Source organism: Paradesulfitobacterium aromaticivorans (genome assembly GCF_054657415.1).
In genome coordinates this window covers 990300-1010451 of the sequence record NZ_BAAHYT010000011.1, presented here as the reverse complement: position 1 = coordinate 1010451, position 20152 = coordinate 990300, and the positions used below count along the sequence as shown (strand labels likewise).

Sequence of the window (20152 nt, the reverse complement as noted above, 5' to 3'; positions counted from 1 at the left end):
GTTGTTAGCTTTAAGTTACTTTAAGTTAATTAGCTTAAGGGTTTAGCTTTATTTAATAACTTCGTACCCTAAGCCAGCCCAGCTCTTCGGCAGGTCTTTATTGCCCATACCGAAGTTTAAGCTTTTGGCAGTAATTCCAACAAGGTTGAATAAAGAGTCGGCTTGACCGGCAGTTTGACCAGTGTAGCAGTAGACAACGAGAGTCTTGCCTTTGCTTTGCTCGATCAGGGAGTCAAGCTTGGTGCCAAGATCTGCACCGTAAGGAACATTGATAGCACCTTTAATGTGGCCGGCATCGAAATCTTTAGCCTGACGGATATCAACAACCAAATATTTGTCAGCATTTTTAGCTAGTTCATCTTTCAAAGCAGGATCATCAATTTTGTAAGAATCAGCAGGCATGTTGTTGAAATAGTCTTTAACAGCTTTGTCAATATCTTTGTTCGGGCTCTCGACAGCAGCAGCTTGAGGCATAGCAGTAGCTTCGGTTACAGTGGGGAATTTCTTGGCTAACCAGCCATAGTTGATGCCATTGCCCATACCGCCGTGGAGTGAGCGGGTTTTAATTCCGGCAACATTGAGGACAGATACTGTTTGGCCGGCAGTTTGCCCGGTGTAGCAAGCGACAATTACAGTTTTGTCTTTACTAGCAGCCCTGATTTTGTCTAGATTGTCAGCGATGTCTTTACCAAAAGGAACATTAACAGCGCCTTGAATATGCCCTTTCGCGTATTCATCAGCTTTGCGGATATCTAACACAAGATAGGCTTTAGCGTTTTGCTCGAGTTCTGATTTGAGTTTATCCTCGCTAATCTTATAGGAGTCGCCAACGGTAGGAATGTTGTTGAAGTAAGACACGACAGCAGTTTTTACAGCTTTGGCAGCGTCTTCCGCCGGAGCGGTCGTGGATGGAGTGGATGTAGAAGATGGAGTCGTAGCAGTAGGAGTCGTGGATTGTCCGCAACCGCTTACGAGCAGGCCGAGGATGACGAGGAGGGATAACAGTGAATACAGTTTTTTGTTACGCATGTGTACCATCCTTTCGTGAACATGATTGTAAGATCTCAAATGTTTGCTAGATCTACTATATAGGTAATTCTCCATTTTTGTGAAAATACCTTTTAGTACAAAGTCTAAGATCCATAATTATTTACGATATGAGCATTAGAATTAACGATATGAATAAAAAGGAATAAAAAAACCCCATCTATGATGGGGGAAGAGGGCCGTTAAGGCCCGGGTGGAAAAGGGTAGAGGAGTGTTTGAATGTAGTATACCCGGCTTTACTTGTTTTGTCAGATAAAAACAGCTCAATAGCATAATATTGAATCTGAATGGCTGTTTTAGCTCGGGGAGCGTAAAATATAAAAGTTTTACTAAGCTTAAAACACTTGACAATATATTTTGAGAATCTAAAATAATAGATGGAGGTGTTATTGAGATGATTTTCACATGGTTAATGGGCTTAATTGCGATCTTAGCATTAGTAGCAGCAGCGTCTGGAGACTATTGGTGCGGCAAGAACAAGCATTCAGTTTATTATCAAACTGTACAAAAACCTCTTGGTAAACAAGATAAGGCGGTAGAGATTCCGATGTTTTCCGAGCATGATGCGTTTTATTCCAAGCTTAATTCACTTTAGGTTTTTTTGATTACGCATAGTAACAAGAATGAAAATTAATTTAAGGTAAGCAGAATGGCTTGATGCACTTGCATTAAGCCGTTTTCTTATTTAAAATGTAAATCAAATGTTAAGGCAGGCGCTGTTGACGTTTGCCGGTAAGGAGAACAATATGCATCAGTATTGGTTTTTTATTGGGGATTTCCCTTTAAGGGCTTATGGTACTTTATTTGCCCTGGCGTTTATTTTGGCGGTCGGGGTAAGTCTTTACTTTGCCAACGCCGAAGGAAAGCCTCACCTCAAGGAGGCGATCTTAGACCTCTCTCCTCTGCTCTTGCTCGGAGGTTTAGTGGGAGCGCGGTTTTGGCAAGTGTTCTTTTTTGACTGGGATTTTTATCGAAATAATCCGCGGGAGATCATTGCTGTCTGGCACGGTGGCCTCTCGATTCAAGGTGGGGTTGTGGGAGCACTTCTGGTTGGGGGAATTTACGTCTGGTGGAAAAAGCTTCCCTTTTGGGAATTGGCTGATTTAATAGCACCGGGACTGATCCTCGCGCAAGCAATCGGTCGCGATGCCAACCTGATGAATGGGGATGCTTTCGGCGGTCCGACCGGAGGGGATTTTGGCATCCTCTATCCTATCGGCACGATCGCCCGTGATAAATTTGGGGATCAACCCTTGTGGCCGGCTGAGGTCTGGGAAGGGCAGTTTGACGTTATCTTATTCGCCCTTCTCGTCATCTTAAAACTGCGCAAGTGGCCTTCGGGCAGCATCTTCTTGATTTATGCGGCCTTATATAATTTCGGGCGCTTTTTCTTGGAACAGCTGCGTGGAGACAGTCCCCGCTTTCTGTTCAACTGGACTGCCGCTCAATGGAGCAGTATGGCGGCTGTATTTTTGGCGGTGATTCTGTTGATCTGGAGGATAGCCAGAGCCCGCCGCCAAAGTGAGTAAGAAAGTCAGAACTATTCGAGTGTTTACCCCGCACACTCCAGGCAGAGAATATCTTCTCCTTTGGTAAGTGAAAACTCAGCTTTTACCGGTTCCTGGCAGCGCGCACATACTGCCCACTGTGTTTCAGCTGCAGTTTGCTTAAGGCTTCCGGGGAATCTCTGTACCGTACAAAAATCTTCCTCGCTGCAGCTAAGAATATACTGAATTACCTCCAAAGATTTGTTTTGTTTTTGGCGAGGGTTGGAATACTCACGGAGCTCAGACATTTTCCCGATTACCTCAGCGCGCACGGCAATACGCAGGATTTCCTCCGTGCCACTGTATTGAAAGTGGTACACATGTTTGCCACGCTCATCCACCTGCAGAGTTCTTTTACCCGTGGTGGCATGGTTAAGAACCTGAAAGGCATCGAGAGCACACGAGGCAGTTTCTGCTTTGACCAGAACTTGAGATTCAGGTGTCGGCCTGATTCCTAAGTCGCGGCTGGCAATTTGCGCAACACGGAAGCCCAAAGCAATACCCGGACAAGTGTGGCCGTGAAAATCTGCAACTTGTTCCCATGGAGTCTTCTCAACACACATATTATGTCACCCCTCTTAATATATCTCTTTCTTTATTCTAGTATCAATGAGGAAAAAAGAAAAGGGCCATGCAGCCCTTGTATTTATTGGTGATACAAATTAGTGTGAGTGTTTCCGCAGTTATGACCAAAAACAGCACTAGACCGATATTAACTTTTTTTATCAGCGTTTGAACAACACACCTATTACCCCACCGACGCCGCCGGAAAGAAAGGCAAATACGGACTTTTCTCCAACCTTAATCCAGGAAGTGCTGTCAGCCAGGATAAATGAGACGAGAATAAGTAGGATGACAAAGCCCAGTCCGGTGGCCAGACCGTAAAATAGTCCTTTCGTGCCTGCCTGATACGAAGTTAGGACAGCGGCAATGAAAATGCTGACACTGAAAATGACGGTAGTACTCAAATCAGATTCCGGGAGAGAAGTGAAGGAGAGTAAGATCCCAAATCCCGCTGAGAGAACAAGGGCAAGGACCGCCGCTATAATGATATCTTTAAATACCAGACTAAAATTAAAGGATTTGGACATGATTTATCCCCTCCTTTTTGCTGTTATCAACCTATGCTTCATCTCGTGGGAGTATGCATCATTGATCTAAACTGTCATGATTTAATGAGATATTCGTGATATAATAAAGGGAAGAAAATTCCGGAAATGGGGAGGAATTCTTAGAAGGGGGGGCATGAGCATGAAAAAATGCGTACCTGACTTCCGGCAGATGAAGAAGAGTAACGAAAAAATTTTAATGTTAACGGCATATGATTATCCCTCAGCCCGTTTGGCTGAACAGGCTGGAATAGAGATGATTTTGGTTGGAGATTCACTGGGTATGGTAGTGTTGGGTTATGATTCCACAGTCCCGGTAACGATGGAAGAAATGCTCCATCATACCAAAGCTGTCCGGCGCGGAGCCCCCGGAACATTTGTGGTTGCAGATCTTCCGTTCATGAGCTATGTCACGGAGGAGAGCGCATTACTTAATGCCGGGAAATTTTTGAAAGAAGGGGGGGCAGATGCAGTTAAGATTGAGGGAGGGGAACACTACGCCCCTACAGTTAATTCCTTGGTTAAAGCTGGGATTCCTGTCGTGGGCCATATTGGGCTTACCCCACAAACAGCAGGACAACTTGGAGGCTTTAAGGTGCAGGGGCGTGATCTTGAGAGTGTAGAGAAACTCCGTAATGATGCTTTAGCTTTACAGGTTGCAGGGGCTTTTGCACTTGTTTTGGAAGCTATTCCGCGTCAGGTTGCCGAAAATATCAGTAAGGAATTAACAATTCCCACGATTGGGATCGGAGCGGGTGCGGAGTGTGACGGTCAAGTTTTGGTTTATCATGACCTCTTAGGCTTATTTGAGAGATTTAAGCCTAAGTTTGTCAAACAGTATGCAAACTTGGGTGTTCAAGCTGTGGAGGGCATACGTGCCTATGCAAAAGAAGTTAAACAAGGTGAATTTCCCGCCCTGGAACATACCTTCTCCCTGGCTGACGAAGTAATCGAGAAACTGTATGGTGATAAGTGAATGGTGCTCTGATTAAAAAATCTCCCTGAGTAGGGAGAAAGGATGAAGAAATTGGGTCTGAGAGATAAAACACAGAAGAAATTTCTTGAATTCTTCTCTAAGATGGTAAAGATTCATGGCAGCAATGAATTTGAATTGGCTTATTCCGATATTCAACGGGAAACAGGTTCGGCCAATGTTACGCTCAAACGCGCTCTCAAAGCACTTACAGAGGATGGTATAATCAAAATAAGTTCTGGCCGTAATTCCCGTTATGGCAAGTTTAACTACCTTTTAGTCGAGAAACCTGAGCCTGAAACACCTGCACCTGAGTCTGTTATGCCTGAACCTGTTATAGCTGAACCCGAGACTGCACCAGCGTATGTCACCCAGGTCAAAGAGCAACAGGGATCAGAGCAACTTAAACAGATCGAAACGCTTACCCTGGATGTCAAAGAATTGACATATTTTGTTGAAAACCTTAGGCGGCGTGTGCGCACGCAGGAAATGACAATTGCTTTGTTGCAGGATCGTTTAGCAGAACTGGAAGACAAACTACATAAACGCTAATTTCCAAAGCTTTACTAGAGAATTTTAGCGCAGAAAGTGCTATAATAACAACAAATCCTGCCTTGTGCGTATAGATTATCTTGGTTTTGATCCTATTATTGAATCGGGAGCTAAATGCTAAGTTAGTACTTCACGCCCTGCGAAGGGAAGTTGGAAAACTTAACCTAGGCACCCACCTGCGAGAGCAGGGTCAGAAAACCTGGAGTCTTACGGCAAGGTGGGGAGGGTAGGGATTTTCCTACCCTTTTTTTAATGGAGGGGAAGAGATTTGACTAAAATAATACTTACCCGGCATGGGGAGACTCTGTGGAATATTGAGGGCCGTGTTCAAGGAATGATGGATTCTCCCTTGACGGAACGGGGTCTGAACCAGGCCAGACGCTTGGCACTCCGCTTAAAGCAAGAAGGAATCCAATACCTATATGCCAGTGACCGGCCCCGGGCTCTGGCTACGGCTGAAGAAATCAAGAGAGAACTCGAGCTCAAAGTTCCTGTGTTGTCAGCACCTCAGTTTAGAGAGTTATCGTTTGGAGAATGGGAAGGGAAGATCTGGTCTGAATTAAGGGAGAATTATGCGGATATTTTTGCGGTGTGGGACAAATCTCCTTACTTGGTGCAGATTCCCGGTGGAGAGATGATGGAAGAGGTTGCGGAGAGGGCTTGGGAGTTTTTGCGGGAATTAATGGGAAAACACGAGGGAGAAACAATTTGTGTTGTCACCCACGGGCTTACCCTCAAGCTTGTAGTCACCAAGGCCTTGGGCTATGATATCAGTGACTGGAAAAGAACTCCCTGGCAGTTTAATACAGCCTTGAACATCCTGGAGTTTGACGGCCAGAATATTGTGCCCGAGATTTTGGGAGACTGCAGCCACTTGGAAGATTTAGAGTAAAAAGTTCTCTGGATAAACAGCGAGCAGGCTTGTTAGCCTGCTCGCTGTTTTAAGATTAAGCTTCAGTTGCGTTTGACCAGTCTTGGACAAACAGTTCCCTTAGTTTAGCCGTAGCCTGGGGAGAAGGCACTGACAGAGAAAATTCATGGTTTATCACAAAGGCCGAATAAGTCCAGCCTGAACTACTAAAGAAGAACGAACTGTCATCGAAAATTCCAAGCCGGATATTTGAACTTTCTTTAAGGTAACGGATGCTTATTCCGACTCCTTTCAACTTAGCGACAATCGGAGCCACATCTTCTTTGTCCGCAAATTCTCTATTGATTAAAAGGCGGATCTCCCGACCTTTTTGTTTGATATCAATCAGGGACTGTACAATATCCGGATCTGTAACTTCAGTCACTTCCAGCCAAATGGAGCCGGAACTGCGGGAAATTAAGGCTTGGAGCTGCTGCTTGACATTGGCGTTAGTGGCTAAAATGATGTTGTCATCGGGGGCTGTCGAGGTTTTAGGCATTTTGAGGGAGAGGGTCGTGGTAAATTCCCAGTCTCGTGCAAAAACTCCCGCGGCTTTCCATGTAGCTTGGCCTGACAGTTCAATAGCAAGATCACGCGCGGACATTCCCTCTTGGGTCCAAGTTGGTCCATACACGAGCGCTTGTTTATGGTCAACTACCAGAAGTTTCACATTGTTGCTCTGACCCTTGCGGGCAGGGTAATACTGGGCTGAGATATCATGACTCTTTAGTTCGTTGAGGGTAGAGGCGTTTGCTTTGCGGAATTGATCCAGAAGGACTTTAACTTCGACCCCGGAGTCTGCCTTTTTGATTATAAGATCAAGCAAACGCGGATCGTCAAAAAGTCCTTGCTCTACATAAATAGCCGTCTGGGCAGAATTTAACATTGCGATAGTTCTATCATAGATTTCATTTCCAGTAAGCAGGAGGGATTCGGCAGGCAGGTTGGAAACAGGGGTTTCTTTCTGCAAAAACCTGGGTGTGGGGATGGAACATCCGCCAGCGAACAACATGACTAAGGTTAAAATCAACGGCAAAAATCGTCTAAACATGAACTATCTCCCAACTCCTGTTATATTCTCATTATATCATAATTGTTCGAGGGCACAAAAAGTCGCTATTAGGCATAGAAACGCAATTTTCTTCATAATGATTGGCAGAGCAGCACACTGTGAGAAAGGCATGATGACCGTGAAGCATGCTATGATTAAAACAGCTCTGCTTACGATCTGTCTTTTGGCGCTTTTAAGCAAACCAGCAGCAGCCGAGACTTCGTTTTCCGCGGAGAAGGCCTATCAGCATGTCCAGACCCTGGTTCAGAAAATTGGGCCCCGCCCCGCCGGCAGCAAAGGAGAAACTAAGGCCGCTCAGTACATTTATTATGTCCTTGAGCAGAACGGGTGGAAAGTAAGTGAACAGCCCTTCAGCAAAGTAATCGTGTCAAACAATCCTCTGGACAGCGCGCAAAAAATAAAGGTTGTCAATAGCCAAAATATTATCGCGGAGCTTCCAGGTACGCACGCAGAAAGCATAATTCTGGGTGCGCATTATGACTCGGCAGGGTTGAACGCCCCCGGTGCGCTTGACAATGCCTCAGGGGTGGCGGTTCTCCTGGAGCTAGCCAGGATCTTGAGCGCAGAGCCGCACGAGGACACTTATCAGTTAGTGTTTTTCGGGGCTGAGGAAATGGGCTTGGTCGGTTCAGCTTATTTTGTTGAACGCGCAGATTTGTCCGCAGTTAAATGGATGTTAAACCTGGATATGATAGGCACGCCCCTTTTGATAGACGGTGCCGGTAAAAAATCTGCGCCGTGGGATCTGCTTAAGCAGGTTACGGCTTTGGCTAAAGAGGAGAAAATACCTTTTCATCTGAGTAGGGATTTTATGATTATGACCAGGGATACCTCCCAGGGGGGAGCGAGCGATTTCAGTTCCTTCCTGGAACAAGGCGTGCCTGCTGTGGGGCTGGGAATCGCCGGTCGTCCAGCCGGGTTCTTTCACCAGCCAGGGGATCAGCTTGAGCGTGTTGCTCTGGCAGACTTAAAAACTATCGGAAACTTTGCTTATCGCTTGGTAAGATCAGTGCAGGTTAAAGAGTCTGGACCTAAGGTTTGGGATGAACTTTATTTAACATTTCAAGCAAAGTCTCATGTACTTATGCTTCCAACGAATGCCCTCAGACTTTTTACCTTGTTAATTTTTGTCCTCACAGCCATGATGTTGGTGAGAGTCTTAAAAACTGGAACGCGCTGGGGCTGGGCCGGTTTTCTTAAATCACTTGGTTTGGCTGCCGTTACAGCTTTCTTAGCAGTTATGTTAAGCGGAAGCGTGGAATTTATATGGCAGTCATTAAAGCAAACAGCCCAAGTATGGTACGCTTACCCGGATTTGTTCCTAGTGGGAAGGGTTATTCTAATAGTAGGTGTCTTACTCTTAATAACTAATATCTGGCCGCATTTTAAGCTGGCGCAAGCTGGCAGGATTTATTGGCTGGGTGCGGTAGTGTGGGTTGCTGTTGCCGGACTGGCCACTGCCTTAGTCAGAGTCGATTTGGCCTTTCCGTTTATTTTTTGGCTGGCACTGCTTTTAATTCAGTATTTCAAGCCTTCCCTGCTGCTAACAGTCTTAGCGCCCTATTTTATATACAAGTTTCACTGGGAATTGTTAAACTCTGAGCAATGGGTAAGTTTTTATGAAACGGTGCACCGCTTTTTCCTGCTCTTTGCAATATTGTACACTCTTTTGCTGATCCCAGTCCTGCTATCTCTACTTCATGTGGTTCGCTCCCGGACTCGCAATTGGAAAGGATTTAGCAATTCTGCGCGGCGACCGGCAGCGCTTGCATTGGTTGTTGTTATCTTGAGCTTTGGTTTGGTACCCGGGTACACGGCTAAGTTTCCGCAGGTGGTAACAGTCCAGGAGGAATGGACTGAGAGTGAGGGACAGCTTAAAATAATTTCAGCAGAAAACTTGCCAGCGCGTATCCACCGCCAGTTTAACAGCAAATCAGGTAAAAGCATAGTGCTGCCGACCTATACCGCTGCTGCCCCTTTGACGGCCGAGGCTTCTGTCAATGAGAGGCAGGGGAATCCCCGTATGCTTGATCTTAATCTAACACTGAATTACGGCTTGGAGCCTTATATTCTCTCGTTCAAAATCGAGAGCCCTGAGTCATTTAAACTTACTCAAAGTGGTGATTTCTTGCCACTTAATAAGTTGCCAAAGAAAATCGACCTTGAAGGAAAAAAAGGAGCGGATGCTAGGTATAGCCTGGTTGTAGAACGCAACCCACCGCAGCGCCATAACATTCAATTTACTTTAGAAGCTGTCGGGAAGATTACGTTTACTGTCGAAGGGGTTTTTCCGGCCCCGGCACCTGCGTTTATGCTGCAAGAACCACGTCTTTCTGTTAATTATCAAACAGTAGCCCGTAAAAGTTTCGAATTCTAAGGCCTACAGCCAAAAATAATTTTGTAGTAGGAGATTCTTTGTATGAATTCCTGTTTTACTCTTGGAAAAATCTCCACAGCATAGGGCGAAAAATCGGGTGCAAACTATGCTTTGAGGAGGTTGATAAAAATGCACAAAAAAATCGCCGTTGAAGACGGGCTAACTCACGTCACTCAAGCACTGCAAGCTGCAGGATTTCAGACCACAGCCCTTGATGATCAGTCCCTTTATAACGTTCAGGCTTTGGTGGTTAAAGGAGACAGTGTTGATATGGCCCCAGAAGGAAATTTGCGGGTACCAGTGATTAATGCGGCCGGCAGAACGGCCGACGAAGTGGTCGATGTAGTACGTGACCGTTTGGAGTAAATCGTGGTTCGATATTAATTCATTGAGTCAGGCGCAACAACTTTAGAAAGTATTTCCATATAATAAAGCAGGAAAACATTCTTTTAATCTAAAATCTAAAACTCGATTAGGAAGGAGAGTCAATCTTATGGCATTTGGGCTTATACCTTTTGGCTTAGGCTTAGGTTTCGGATACGGTCTGGGAGCGCTTACCGCCCCGCGTTATTATCCTTATCCCTATCCGCCCTATCCTTATCCGCAGTATCCTTACCGTTATCCTGTGTGGTAAGAAAGCTATTCTCGCCTCCTGGCCCTCTGTGACAGAGGGCTTTTTGTGTTTATGTGACAATAACGGCAACATATCTTGGAAGGTTTTTGACCAAAGGAATTTGCAAACCATTCTCATTGGCATATAATTGAGTAAAAAAGTTAAAGGGGGCCTTGCCATGGCGGAAGGGCTTTCTGCCTTTGATAATATTTGTAACCGTTTGCGCAATCATTCTTATAAACTAACCCCCCAGCGTCAGACAATTTTGCGCACATTTTTGCAGCATGTGGACGAACATCTTAGTGCCGAAGATGTGTATATGCTGGTGAAACACCAGTACCCGGAAATCGGCTTGGCTACGGTTTATCGAACTCTTGATATCTTGGCAGATATCGGCGTCCTGCAGAAAAATGATTTCGGGGATGGACGCAGCCGGTATGAGTTCACGCGCACAGATGAACACCATCACCATCATTTGATCTGCCTCAGGTGTGGCAGTGTTTCCGAGTTTGACGATGACCTGCTTGAATCGTTAGAAACGATAATTACCAAGAAAACAGGGTTTGAGGTACATGATCATGACCTTAAGTTCTACGGTCATTGCCAAAGTTGTCAAAAAGAGCTTTCGTAGCTGATGCCCAAAACAGAATAGATGGTTCGAACTAAGCAATCGCAACTTACAGATGTTTAGATGTTTAATAGGAATTAATACGAACTTTTTCCTTAGAAGCAGAAATAGAGGTGGTATTCCAAGAAAAGTGCAGCTTTATCCGGGAAAAAACAAACATTTACACGTGATTTGACGTACGATTATCCCTTAAATACGCAGGAAATAAATACCAGCGCGGAGAATAACTAGTAAAAAATGGCAAAGGAGCGAGCGCTGTGTATAATCCTTTGGTCTCACATGAGGAGCACAAAGGGTCCTCCCGTAATGAAACGTCCTGGCTGCGTCAAATCCAGGCTTTGGGGTACATTTTGTTTGGCAAGCCTGAAGAAGGGATCAGGTATGTGGTCCAACTGCTTCAGGAGGATCCTTATAAACTTCACGTGCGCGAAGTTCGGTACTTAATTAAAAACCAGGCGTTTCAAGAAGCGCGCGATTACCTCGAAGATCTGGCTGCTGAGCAAGTGGAAAACAGATCAGAAATCAAATACTTTCTGGCCCAGTGTTATTTAGGACAGGGACTGGTAGGGGAAAGCAGGACTGCGATCCAGGAAGCGTTGGAGATAGATCCGGAACGGGCAGAATATTGGGATCTCTTGGCAGATTGTTTCCTAGAGCAGGGGCAGTGGCAGGATGCCACAGAATGTCTGGACAAATCACTGCGGGCAGCTCCCACCCGGGCAGAGACAGTTTTTCGCTTAGGGACAATCTACTCTTATCACGGAGAACATTTAGAAGCCTTGCGCTGCTTTCAGGGCTGCTGCCAGTTAAAACCGCATAACCCTGTGTACTGGGAAATGAAGGCGGAAACTCATCTTCAACTTGAACAAATCGAGCAGGCTTGTCGCAGTTTTGAGCGGGCCTTGCGTTATTCAGCCAATATTGATGTAGCTGCCCGCCTGGCCTACTGTTATATTCAATTGAACCAGGTTAAAAAAGGAATTAAGTACTATGAGTTAGTGCTAAAACATGAGCCAGATCATTTTGATGCTTTATGCAATCTGGCTGCGGTTTACCAGAACCAAGAGCGTTCCTTAGAAGCTTTAACGCTATTAGAAAGAGCACACAGTGTGCATCCAAACGATTCCATCTTGTTAAACAACTTGGCTTATACACTGGTGCATCTAGGGCGCACCCGCAAGGCCACAGAGTATTACCAGGCAGCCTTGCGCCTGGCCCCGGATCACCCTCTGATTATGTATAATATGAGCGTCTGTTTAGTGAGGAGAGGGAATTGGGAGGAAGCCGTAAAAATCCTTGAAAGACTTTTGGATATTGATCCCGAACATGCCGAAGCATGGGCTCTGCTAGGAAATATTTACGACCAGCTTAACCAATATGATGTCGCCACAGACTGTTTTAACCATTCACTAAAACTTGCGTAGTGCTTTTCACACACAAAAACTTTTTTATTGATGGAGGATACCTGCTTAGGGGTATCCTCCTTTATTGTATGGAACATTTCCTTTTAGAAAAAATAATGGTAAAATACTATGTAAATTGTCAATTGGGAGAGGACTAAATGTTTCAAACGGTCATTCGCTCACATTTCGATGCGGCCCACTACTTGCGCAATTACCAGGGGAAATGCGCGCGCTTGCACGGGCATCGTTGGGATGTAGAAATATGTGTGGAAGGTGAGCGTTTAGATCGCTCAGGTATGCTGGTCGACTTTGGGGAGATGAAACGAGCAGTAAGCTTAGTCCTGGACCAACTCGATCACCAACTGCTTAATGATGTGCCGGAGTTTCAAGGGGAGAAGAATCCCACTGCCGAAAATATCGCCGGGTATTTATATCGGGAAATTAGACAAACACTAGTCCTTCCTTCACTTCCAAGACTGGCCTGGGTAAAGGTGTATGAATCTCCTGATGCGTGGGCTTTATATAAGGAGGACTAATTGTGGCAGGGGTGGTATTACTCTCGGGTGGACTTGATTCCACCGTGGCTATGGCTCTTTTCCTCGAACAGAATACGCTTGATCTTGCCCTTACGTTCGATTACGGGCAGCGGGCCCGGGAGCGTGAACTCCAGGCGGCTGCTTCCTTGGCAGAGTGTTACGGTATTAACCATAAAGTAATAAAACTTCCCTTTTTGGAAGAGGAGACGCACACTGCCTTAGTGGATAGTACGCAATCCTTACCTTCGCTTAAGCCTACAGAGTTGGATGAGGTTCAAGGACGAGCTGCAGTTAGCGCCCACAACGTATGGGTTCCGAACAGGAATGGCTTGTTTATAAATATTGCCGCTGTGTTTGCCGAAAACCTACCTGAGCCCAGTTATATTATTGCCGGGTTCAACAGGGAAGAGGCAGGGACTTTTCCTGACAATTCTCCGGCTTTTATCGAAACTATCAATGCAAGCTTGGCATACTCAACTTCCAAGAATATTATACTCTTTAGCCCTACCTCGCTCTTAGATAAAACGGAAATCGTCAAAGAGGGCTTGCGTTTACATATCCCCTGGCAGTTTTTGTGGAGTTGTTACGCAGGCAGGGAACTTTGGTGTGGAGCGTGTGAAAGCTGCCAAAGGTTAAAAAGAGCCTTAAGCCTTAACGGACAGGAAGATTTAATTGAAAAGTTATTTGCTCAGCAATCCGAACTGGATTAAGAGCTTTTTCGTCAATCACGAAAATTGACAATCACTAAATAGGAGAGCGTTAAATGGAGTACATAATCCTTAAAGAACCACTGAGCTATAACGGCAGCCAGCTTCGTTCCCTCTTTGCTTTTAGGAATTTCGGCCAAATGGGGGACAGTGTGACAGTATTTCGCGGCGCTTGCAGCGTGCAGCAGGATGAGATGGTAGATCTGGAAGATGTGCGGGCTAAAGACTGGATTTTCAGCGAGGACATGCTGCATTTTATTATTGAGCATTTTGAAATGGATTTGGAGAAAACTATTATTAGACAGCGTCTCTTGATTGCATCGATTAAAGAAGAACTGGAGAAAATCGGGATCAAAAGTGTTCACCGCGATGGGGATGATTTATTTGAAGGAAAAAATAAGCTTTCAGTAAGTATCAGCACTTTGTCCCCAGTCTCTTCTTTGATTCACTGCGGCCTTAATGTCTCAAGTCAGAACACTCCGGTCCCAACCGTAAGCCTTGGGGATTTAGGAGTTAGAAATGTTCTTGAATTCGGAGAGGCTGTTGCCAGGCGCTATTGTGATGAGGTGAAATCAATTCGGCTTGCCCGCTGCAAAGTTAGAGGAGTTAATTAACAAATGTCTGCTTTACCAGTAATCGAGCTTTTTTCTTCCATTCAGGGGGAAGGGCCATACGTCGGATATCGTCAACTGTTCTTACGCCTGCCCGGCTGCAACCTTTCCTGCCCGTATTGTGATACTCAGGTAGCGCAAAGCGCTATGTTCAGGCTTGAGACTACTCCGGGTTCACATTTCTTTGAACAAATAAAAAATCCCGTATCCTTGGACCGGCTGGCAATGTTTATACAAAGTTTTGACTTAAAGCTTCACCATTCCCTAAGTATCACAGGCGGGGAACCTCTGCTCTGGGCTCAGGAATTACAAGCCTTTTTACCCAGGGTCAAAGAGCAGGGATTAAAGGTTTACCTCGAAACGAATGGCACTTTGCCAGATAAGCTTGCACTGCTTTTACCGTGGGTGGACATAATAAGTATGGACATCAAACTTCCGTACGATGAGTACGAGTTTTGGCACGAGCACCGCGAGTTTCTAAGGCAAGGACGCACCCGGGAGATTTTCGTTAAGATTGTCGTAGACAGCCGCACAGATCTAGCTGATTTACTGCGAGCCCGGGATTTGTTAGCCTGTGAGAATACGAAGATACCGGTGATTTTACAGCCGCTTTCGCCAGTGAGGGGGTTGCATAAGCCTGAACCCGCGCAGATGCTTAAGTGGCAGGAGTTTATGCTGCAGGAGCTGGAGTCAGTAAGGGTTATCCCTCAAACACATGTATATCTGGGACAACTGTGAATCTCAAGCGGGGATCACATAAATGCAAGTTTTTTAAGGAGGAGAACAACGTTGGAGATGGACTCGGAAAAAATCGAACAAGCTGTACGCATGATTTTAGAAGCGATTGGAGAAGATCCTAGCCGCGAGGGTCTTTTGGATACGCCTAAAAGGGTAGCCCGCATGTATGGCGAGGTTTTTGCAGGGTTACACGAGGATCCCAGTGAACATCTAAAGGTCCAGTTTTCTGAAGAGCATGAAGAAATGGTAATCGTTAAAGATATACCGGTCTATTCAATGTGCGAACATCATCTTGTGCCTTTCTATGGGAAAGCCCATGTAGCTTATATTCCGCGCAAGGGAAAAATAACCGGGCTTTCCAAACTGGCACGGGTTGTGGAGGGGTTTGCCAAACGGCCTCAGCTTCAAGAAAGGCTAACATCTCAAATCGCTGACTCGGTAATGAATATTTTGGAGCCGCGTGGGGTTTTGGTGGTGATTGAAGCTGAACATATGTGCATGACGATGCGCGGTGTAAAGAAACCGGGTTCTAAGACCCTAACCTCAGCCGTCAGGGGCATGTTTAAAACTAGCCAGGCTACGCGGGCGGAAGGTTTTGCCTTAATTCACGGGCATAAAGGGTAGGATAAGGTATGAGTGAACAGAACAATGGCAAGCTGGAACTGATTGCGACCCAAAAAGTCGGTACTAACCCGGAGTTATATAAAATAATTGATTTCTTGAATAAAAACCTTAAAGGGTATAATTTAATGTTTGGGCTTACAAAAAAAGCGGACACGATGATAATTTCAGTGTATGAAGTAGAATGAAATTCGATGTGGAGGGCCAATGCGTATACTCTTAACCAACGATGACGGTTTCTTTGCTCCCGGGCTGCAAACTCTTTATCATACCTTAGCTGCAAATCCTGCATATGAAGTAACCATCGTAGCGCCGGAAGGGCAGCGTTCCGCTGTTGGCCACGCTATAACTTTGTTCGAACCTCTTTTCGCTACCAAACATACCCTAAAATTTGGCGGGGAAGGGTTTGCCGTGCGCGGTACTCCTTCTGACTGCGTTAAACTGGCGCTTCAGGGTGATATTGTATTTAAACCGGATCTACTTATTTCAGGAATTAACTCGGGTCAAAATTTGGGTACGGATGTTTTTTATTCAGGAACCGTCTCAGCTGCTCTTGAAGGAGCGCTCCTGGGAGTACCCGCGTTGGCTGTTTCCCTGGCCAGTTATGAATTTCGCGATTTTCAGCCGGCTGCAGACTTTGTGCTCAAATTATTGCGCAATTTGAACCGCATCTCTGATGGTGGCCTTATTAATGTCAATATACCTGGGTCGCCGACCAAAGATTGGCAAGGGGTAAAATTAACCCGCTTAGGGAAAGCAGTTTATGAAAATATATTTGAAAGTCGTAAGGATCCGCGGGGCAGGATTTACTACTGGCAGAGCGGCACTTTAACTCCTGACAAAGAGGAAGATACCGACCTGCGGGCTGTTCAGGAGGGATATATTTCCATAACCCCTATGCACAGTGATCTTACAGATTATAATCGGCTCAAATCCCTGACAGCTCTTACTGAACATCTTAATCTTACATCTTAAAAAATAAAGAATCAGGAGTACTTTTAATGTACTCCTGATTCTCTTGGGGAAGAAAAGTCAATTAGAGCTCGCTCCCTTTCATGCCTTCCTCAGCACGTCTGATCATGGCTTTAACCATGCTCCCTCCAATACGTCCGCCCACATGACCACATTCCCTTGAAGTCATGTTTTCCCAGCCCTGAGATTGGATTTTTTCGGTTAAACCTAACTCACTGGCAACTTCCCATTTGAATTCATCCAAAACAGACTGGGGCAGGATGCCACTGGTGCGATTGCGATTTCTAGCCATTTACTAAGCATCTCCTTTCAATCTGTTATTGGGACATTCATATTTTTCGTCAATTTTGATGAAATTATATTACTGAAATATTACCCATCATAAGCTATAATGTCAAAAAAGGAAGTTTTTTAATGTTTGTTTGGATTTTCCTTTTTTATTTTAGCCTGTTCCTGCTCATTTTTGCAGGATCTAAGCAAGATTTCAAAAACAAAAAAGGTAAAATTATAAAGATGTTGGTGTTGCCAGCCATTCTTGGATTAATTATTGCCTTTTTATCTGTGCTTAAGTTCTACATAATCTATAAAATAGTTGTTCTGCTATTTTTAATTGTAACTTCCGTCTTAAGTTACTGGCACTTTGGCGATTCCGTCAGGCGGTGGCTTGAGAAGTAGATGATATTTATTTTAGCGGAAGGTATTTCCCGAGCCAGGGAATTCGACGTAAATCAGAGCGGGTAATTGCCCCATTTAATACCAGGATAACGGCATACACAATAAGCCCGGCTGTCAGTTTTTGCAGGGAGGCTGAGTATCCCCAATCTAAAGGACTGAGGAAGCGGAAGGTAATTGCCATGCCAAAGCCGGCCGTGAGAGGCTGGAGCACAAAATGATGAAGGTCTAAGGCCATGCCTGAGTAGCGGATAATAGACAGCATATTCAGAGAAGCCATAGTTACCCAGCCGAGCATATAGGCCCAGGCGCTTCCGCGCAGGCCCCACTGAGGGATGGCCGTCAGGATAAACAGCAAAGGAACACGGACTCCTGCTCCGACTATAGAAATAAGTACGGGAAGGTGTACTTTTCCAAGTCCCTGGAGAATTCCGGTGGTTGTTTGCTGAAGGTAGGCAAAAATTCCGCCTAGAGCTAAGACTCTTAGGATGGGGCCGATATTCGGGCTTTTGAAAAAAGAAGTCAGAGGGTCGGCAAAGTTAAAAAGGATGATTAAACAGGGAAGCCCCAGAATAATTGTTAAGCGGATTGCTTCACTGCTGCGCGAACGGACTGTTTGATACTGCTTGCGCGCTGCTGCCTCCGAAATTGCCGGAACGAGTGAGGTTGCCAGCGCAAACGTGAAAACACTTGGAAAGGTAAGAAGGGTAAAAGCTGAGCCGCCCAGCTGTCCGAAAAGAGTGGTTGCTTCGCTGGCGCTATAACCCGCGACTTGTAAGCGCGTGGGTATGAGCATGGCATCAAGCGCCGATAATCCGGAGGACATCAGTCTGCCCAGGGTTACGGGAGAGGAGAGGCGCCAGAGACGGTGCAGGGTATGCTGCAGTGGAGGGATACTTTCCCCGGAAGTGGGAAGGTTTTTTTTACTCTTTTGATACTGAAAGGTAATGACCATAAGCCCAATAATCTCCCCGGATAACATGCCCAGGGCCAAGCCCGCAGCGCTCCATTCAACTCCGCGGGCAGAAAAGGAGAGCGCGCCTGTAAATCCTATAGTAACACGGGTAATTTGCTCAAAGATTTGGCTTACAGCTGTAGGGATCATATTTTGCAGCCCTTGAAAATACCCACGGAAAGCTGATGAGACTGAAACTACAAAGATCGCAGGGACGCAAATGCGGAAGATGTTTAAGACGCGGGGGTCAGGGAAAATCCTATTAACTAAAACAGGGGTTAGAAGATAAAGAAGGAAAGCCACCACCGTTCCGGAAATAGTTAAGATTCCAAGAGCCAAACGGAAGATGGCCTTGGCCTGGGTTCTATGCCCCAAAGAGATTTCTTCAGATACCAATTTGGCAACCGCCAGGGGGATTCCGGCGGTGGTAAGAACCAGAGCTGTCATGTACACAGGAAAGACCATGTTAAAAAGGCCATAAGCTTCCCCGCCAATGTAAGACATGATCAGGTATTGGTAGATGAAACCAAGAATTCTGTTAAAGAGGTTGGCTGCCAAAAGAATGGCAGCTCCATAGACAAAAGTGCGTTTTGCCATGTGATTCCTCCTGCCGGAAATAACCATGTCTTGTTAAAGGCTCTAATAACTTTATGCGCCCGGCAAAAAGGAGATTCTCTTGGTTTGAATTTAAAGCGGAATTTTTTGAGTGGTTATCATTCTCTAAAAGGATTTTATTAATAAACGGAGAATTTTTAAATAAAGGACAATGCTGCTCATATTAAAAAACCAAGATGTTGAAGGAGGAATAAATAGTTAATATTGGGGTATTCTACCTCGGAAGGGGAGATGCCTTAATGTGGCAGCTTTTAAAAAACGTATCTATATTTTCTCCCGAGCCTAGTGCTGAAACAGATGTTCTCCTGGTTGACTCGAGTATTGCGGCCATGGGCAAGGGTTTAACGCTTCCTTCTTATGCCGAAGGGGAAGTAATTGAAGGACATGGGTATAAACTTGTTCCTGGTTTTATTGACGCTCATGTTCACATCTGTGGCGGCGGTGGGGAAGCCGGTCCCGCTTCGCGTACTCCGGAAATTCAGCTTTCCCAGGTAACGCGCGCGGGGACTACAACCGTTGTTGGCCTTTTAGGTACTGATGCCATTTCCCGCTCCGTGTCAGAGCTCCTAGTTAAGGCGCAGGCTCTGGCAGATGAAGGATTGACCACTTTTATTTACAGCGGCGCTTACCAAGTTCCGACCAGAACGTTATTACCGACTTTGCGCGAGGATTTGGTCTTAATAGACAAAGTGATCGGGGCCGGAGAAATTGCAATTTCCGATCATCGCTCCGGACAACCGCAGCTCGCTGAGCTTGAACACTTGATTGCTGAAGCCAGGGTCGGAGGTATGTTAGGGGGCAAGGCCGGAATAGTCCACTTGCACCTAGGTGAGGGGAAACGCGGCCTTGAGCCAGTGTGGACGATCCTGAACCAAACCGAGATTCCAATCACCCAATTTGTCCCTACCCATATCAACAGAACTTATGCCTTACTGGAACAAGGGGTAGAATTCTTGAAGGCTGGAGGACATATAGATCTGACGGCAGGGTGTGATGATTTTCCGCTTGAATTACAAGTGCCGGCGGTTCTTCGCATGCTGCAGAAGCGCGAACTCTTAAGCCATCAAGTGACTGTATCTTCGGACGGCAATGGCAGCATGCCGATATACAATGACGCTGGAGTGCTGGTGGGCATGGGGGTAGGTTCAGTAGATGTCCTCTGGCGTGATGTGCGTGAGGCCGTAGTGAATTACGGTTTGCCCTTAGAAGCAGGCTTGCGTGTGCTAACGTCTAATGTGGCCACAGTCCTGCGCTTATCCCGCAAAGGAATGATCAAGGTAGGATACGATGCTGATCTGGTTCTTTTGGATGAAGAGCTGCAGGTAAACACTGTATGGGCTAAGGGGAAATTAATGGTCAAAGACAAAGAACCCATAGTTTTTGGCACATTCGAACAGAAAAAAGACATGCTGAACTAAATGCGATAACTAAATACGATAATTACGCTTAACCTTAACTCCAGGATTCGTAACTTCAGACTTAACAATACTCCTA

The 20152-nt window shown here is 45.6% G+C and carries 25 protein-coding genes and 1 other RNA gene; 20 read left to right on the top strand and 6 right to left on the bottom strand.

Going from position 1 to position 20152, the window contains the following annotated elements; translation table 11 throughout:
- Positions 1-48: 48 nt before the first annotated feature.
- The gene (locus tag ACYQ2N_RS21645; protein ID WP_460001509.1) at positions 49-1029 is read right to left on the bottom strand and encodes a rhodanese-like domain-containing protein; all 981 of its coding nucleotides are present in this window, start codon (positions 1027-1029) and stop codon (positions 49-51) included.
- Positions 1030-1441: 412 nt separating this feature from the next.
- Here ACYQ2N_RS21645 and ACYQ2N_RS21640 point away from each other — a divergent pair, with 412 nt between their 5' ends.
- Together ACYQ2N_RS21640 and lgt are read left to right on the top strand one after the other, a co-directional pair.
- Positions 1442-1642 (top strand): hypothetical protein, encoded by a 201-nt coding sequence (locus ACYQ2N_RS21640; protein WP_460001508.1) that lies wholly within the window; start codon positions 1442-1444, stop codon positions 1640-1642.
- Positions 1643-1793: 151 nt separating this feature from the next.
- On the top strand, positions 1794-2576 hold the full coding sequence (gene lgt, locus ACYQ2N_RS21635) for a prolipoprotein diacylglyceryl transferase (protein ID WP_460001507.1): 783 nt from the start codon (positions 1794-1796) through the stop codon (positions 2574-2576).
- Positions 2577-2599: 23 nt separating this feature from the next.
- Here lgt and ACYQ2N_RS21630 read toward each other — a convergent pair whose 3' ends face one another.
- Both ACYQ2N_RS21630 and ACYQ2N_RS21625 read right to left on the bottom strand, forming a co-directional pair.
- Complete coding sequence (locus tag ACYQ2N_RS21630) at positions 2600-3157, bottom strand: FmdE family protein (RefSeq protein WP_460001506.1); 558 nt, start codon at positions 3155-3157, stop codon at positions 2600-2602.
- A gap of 162 nt (positions 3158-3319) precedes the next feature.
- Entirely contained in the window at positions 3320-3685 is a 366-nt protein-coding gene (locus ACYQ2N_RS21625) for a TIGR04086 family membrane protein (protein ID WP_460001505.1), read from the bottom strand.
- 160 nt (positions 3686-3845) lie between these two features.
- On the opposite strand from ACYQ2N_RS21625, the gene panB reads away from it, so the two are divergent.
- The 4 genes from panB to ACYQ2N_RS21605 all read left to right on the top strand — a co-directional run bounded on the left by panB (position 3846) and on the right by ACYQ2N_RS21605 (position 6120).
- A complete protein-coding gene (gene panB / locus ACYQ2N_RS21620) occupies positions 3846-4679 on the top strand; it encodes a 3-methyl-2-oxobutanoate hydroxymethyltransferase (protein WP_460001504.1) in 834 nt (277 codons plus the stop codon).
- A gap of 42 nt (positions 4680-4721) precedes the next feature.
- Positions 4722-5228 carry an IclR family transcriptional regulator gene (locus ACYQ2N_RS21615; protein WP_460001503.1) on the top strand — a complete coding sequence of 169 codons (507 nt, stop codon included), beginning with the start codon at positions 4722-4724 and terminating at the stop codon, positions 5226-5228.
- 51 nt (positions 5229-5279) lie between these two features.
- Positions 5280-5456, top strand: a non-coding RNA gene (gene ssrS, locus ACYQ2N_RS21610) — 6S RNA.
- A 40-nt stretch (positions 5457-5496) separates the two neighbouring features.
- The gene (locus tag ACYQ2N_RS21605; protein ID WP_460001502.1) at positions 5497-6120 is read left to right on the top strand and encodes a histidine phosphatase family protein; all 624 of its coding nucleotides are present in this window, start codon (positions 5497-5499) and stop codon (positions 6118-6120) included.
- Positions 6121-6175: 55 nt separating this feature from the next.
- On the opposite strand, the gene ACYQ2N_RS21600 is transcribed toward ACYQ2N_RS21605, so the two are convergent.
- Positions 6176-7189, bottom strand: coding sequence for a phospholipase D-like domain-containing protein (locus ACYQ2N_RS21600; RefSeq protein ID WP_460001501.1), 1014 nt, complete (start codon positions 7187-7189; stop codon positions 6176-6178).
- A 133-nt stretch (positions 7190-7322) separates the two neighbouring features.
- On the opposite strand from ACYQ2N_RS21600, the gene ACYQ2N_RS21595 reads away from it, so the two are divergent.
- The 12 genes from ACYQ2N_RS21595 (at position 7323) to surE (ending at position 16419) form a co-directional block, all read left to right on the top strand.
- Entirely contained in the window at positions 7323-9587 is a 2265-nt protein-coding gene (locus tag ACYQ2N_RS21595; RefSeq protein ID WP_460001500.1) for a M28 family metallopeptidase, read from the top strand.
- A gap of 129 nt (positions 9588-9716) precedes the next feature.
- On the top strand, positions 9717-9953 hold the full coding sequence (locus ACYQ2N_RS21590) for a YkuS family protein (RefSeq protein ID WP_460001499.1): 237 nt from the start codon (positions 9717-9719) through the stop codon (positions 9951-9953).
- A 127-nt stretch (positions 9954-10080) separates the two neighbouring features.
- Positions 10081-10221, top strand: coding sequence for a hypothetical protein (locus ACYQ2N_RS21585; protein WP_460001498.1), 141 nt, complete (start codon positions 10081-10083; stop codon positions 10219-10221).
- A gap of 157 nt (positions 10222-10378) precedes the next feature.
- Positions 10379-10831 carry a Fur family transcriptional regulator gene (locus ACYQ2N_RS21580; RefSeq protein WP_460001497.1) on the top strand — a complete coding sequence of 151 codons (453 nt, stop codon included), beginning with the start codon at positions 10379-10381 and terminating at the stop codon, positions 10829-10831.
- A 254-nt stretch (positions 10832-11085) separates the two neighbouring features.
- Positions 11086-12252, top strand: a complete 1167-nt coding sequence (locus ACYQ2N_RS21575; RefSeq protein WP_460001496.1) for a tetratricopeptide repeat protein — start codon at positions 11086-11088, stop codon at positions 12250-12252.
- Between the two features lie 137 nt (positions 12253-12389).
- Positions 12390-12767, top strand: a complete 378-nt coding sequence (queD, locus tag ACYQ2N_RS21570; protein WP_460001494.1) for a 6-carboxytetrahydropterin synthase QueD — start codon at positions 12390-12392, stop codon at positions 12765-12767.
- A gap of 2 nt (positions 12768-12769) precedes the next feature.
- Entirely contained in the window at positions 12770-13477 is a 708-nt protein-coding gene (gene queC / locus ACYQ2N_RS21565) for a 7-cyano-7-deazaguanine synthase QueC (RefSeq protein ID WP_460001493.1), read from the top strand.
- A 53-nt stretch (positions 13478-13530) separates the two neighbouring features.
- Positions 13531-14088, top strand: a complete 558-nt coding sequence (locus ACYQ2N_RS21560) for a DUF366 family protein (protein ID WP_460001492.1) — start codon at positions 13531-13533, stop codon at positions 14086-14088.
- A 3-nt stretch (positions 14089-14091) separates the two neighbouring features.
- Positions 14092-14823, top strand: a complete 732-nt coding sequence (locus tag ACYQ2N_RS21555; protein ID WP_460001490.1) for a 7-carboxy-7-deazaguanine synthase QueE — start codon at positions 14092-14094, stop codon at positions 14821-14823.
- A gap of 57 nt (positions 14824-14880) precedes the next feature.
- A complete protein-coding gene (folE, locus tag ACYQ2N_RS21550) occupies positions 14881-15447 on the top strand; it encodes a GTP cyclohydrolase I FolE (RefSeq protein WP_460001774.1) in 567 nt (188 codons plus the stop codon).
- Positions 15448-15455: 8 nt separating this feature from the next.
- On the top strand, positions 15456-15632 hold the full coding sequence (locus tag ACYQ2N_RS21545) for a YpmA family protein (protein ID WP_460001489.1): 177 nt from the start codon (positions 15456-15458) through the stop codon (positions 15630-15632).
- Positions 15633-15651: 19 nt separating this feature from the next.
- Positions 15652-16419, top strand: coding sequence for a 5'/3'-nucleotidase SurE (gene surE / locus ACYQ2N_RS21540; protein WP_460001488.1), 768 nt, complete (start codon positions 15652-15654; stop codon positions 16417-16419).
- A gap of 61 nt (positions 16420-16480) precedes the next feature.
- Here the strand turns inward: surE and ACYQ2N_RS21535 are convergent, their stop codons facing one another.
- On the bottom strand, positions 16481-16708 hold the full coding sequence (locus ACYQ2N_RS21535) for an alpha/beta-type small acid-soluble spore protein (RefSeq protein WP_460001487.1): 228 nt from the start codon (positions 16706-16708) through the stop codon (positions 16481-16483).
- Between the two features lie 122 nt (positions 16709-16830).
- Here ACYQ2N_RS21535 and ACYQ2N_RS21530 point away from each other — a divergent pair, with 122 nt between their 5' ends.
- Positions 16831-17091 carry a hypothetical protein gene (locus tag ACYQ2N_RS21530; RefSeq protein ID WP_460001486.1) on the top strand — a complete coding sequence of 87 codons (261 nt, stop codon included), beginning with the start codon at positions 16831-16833 and terminating at the stop codon, positions 17089-17091.
- Positions 17092-17098: 7 nt separating this feature from the next.
- Here the strand turns inward: ACYQ2N_RS21530 and ACYQ2N_RS21525 are convergent, their stop codons facing one another.
- Positions 17099-18640 carry a putative polysaccharide biosynthesis protein gene (locus tag ACYQ2N_RS21525; RefSeq protein ID WP_460001485.1) on the bottom strand — a complete coding sequence of 514 codons (1542 nt, stop codon included), beginning with the start codon at positions 18638-18640 and terminating at the stop codon, positions 17099-17101.
- Positions 18641-18897: 257 nt separating this feature from the next.
- Here ACYQ2N_RS21525 and iadA point away from each other — a divergent pair, with 257 nt between their 5' ends.
- Positions 18898-20076, top strand: coding sequence for a beta-aspartyl-peptidase (gene iadA, locus ACYQ2N_RS21520; protein WP_460001484.1), 1179 nt, complete (start codon positions 18898-18900; stop codon positions 20074-20076).
- Positions 20077-20152 lie beyond the last annotated feature (76 nt).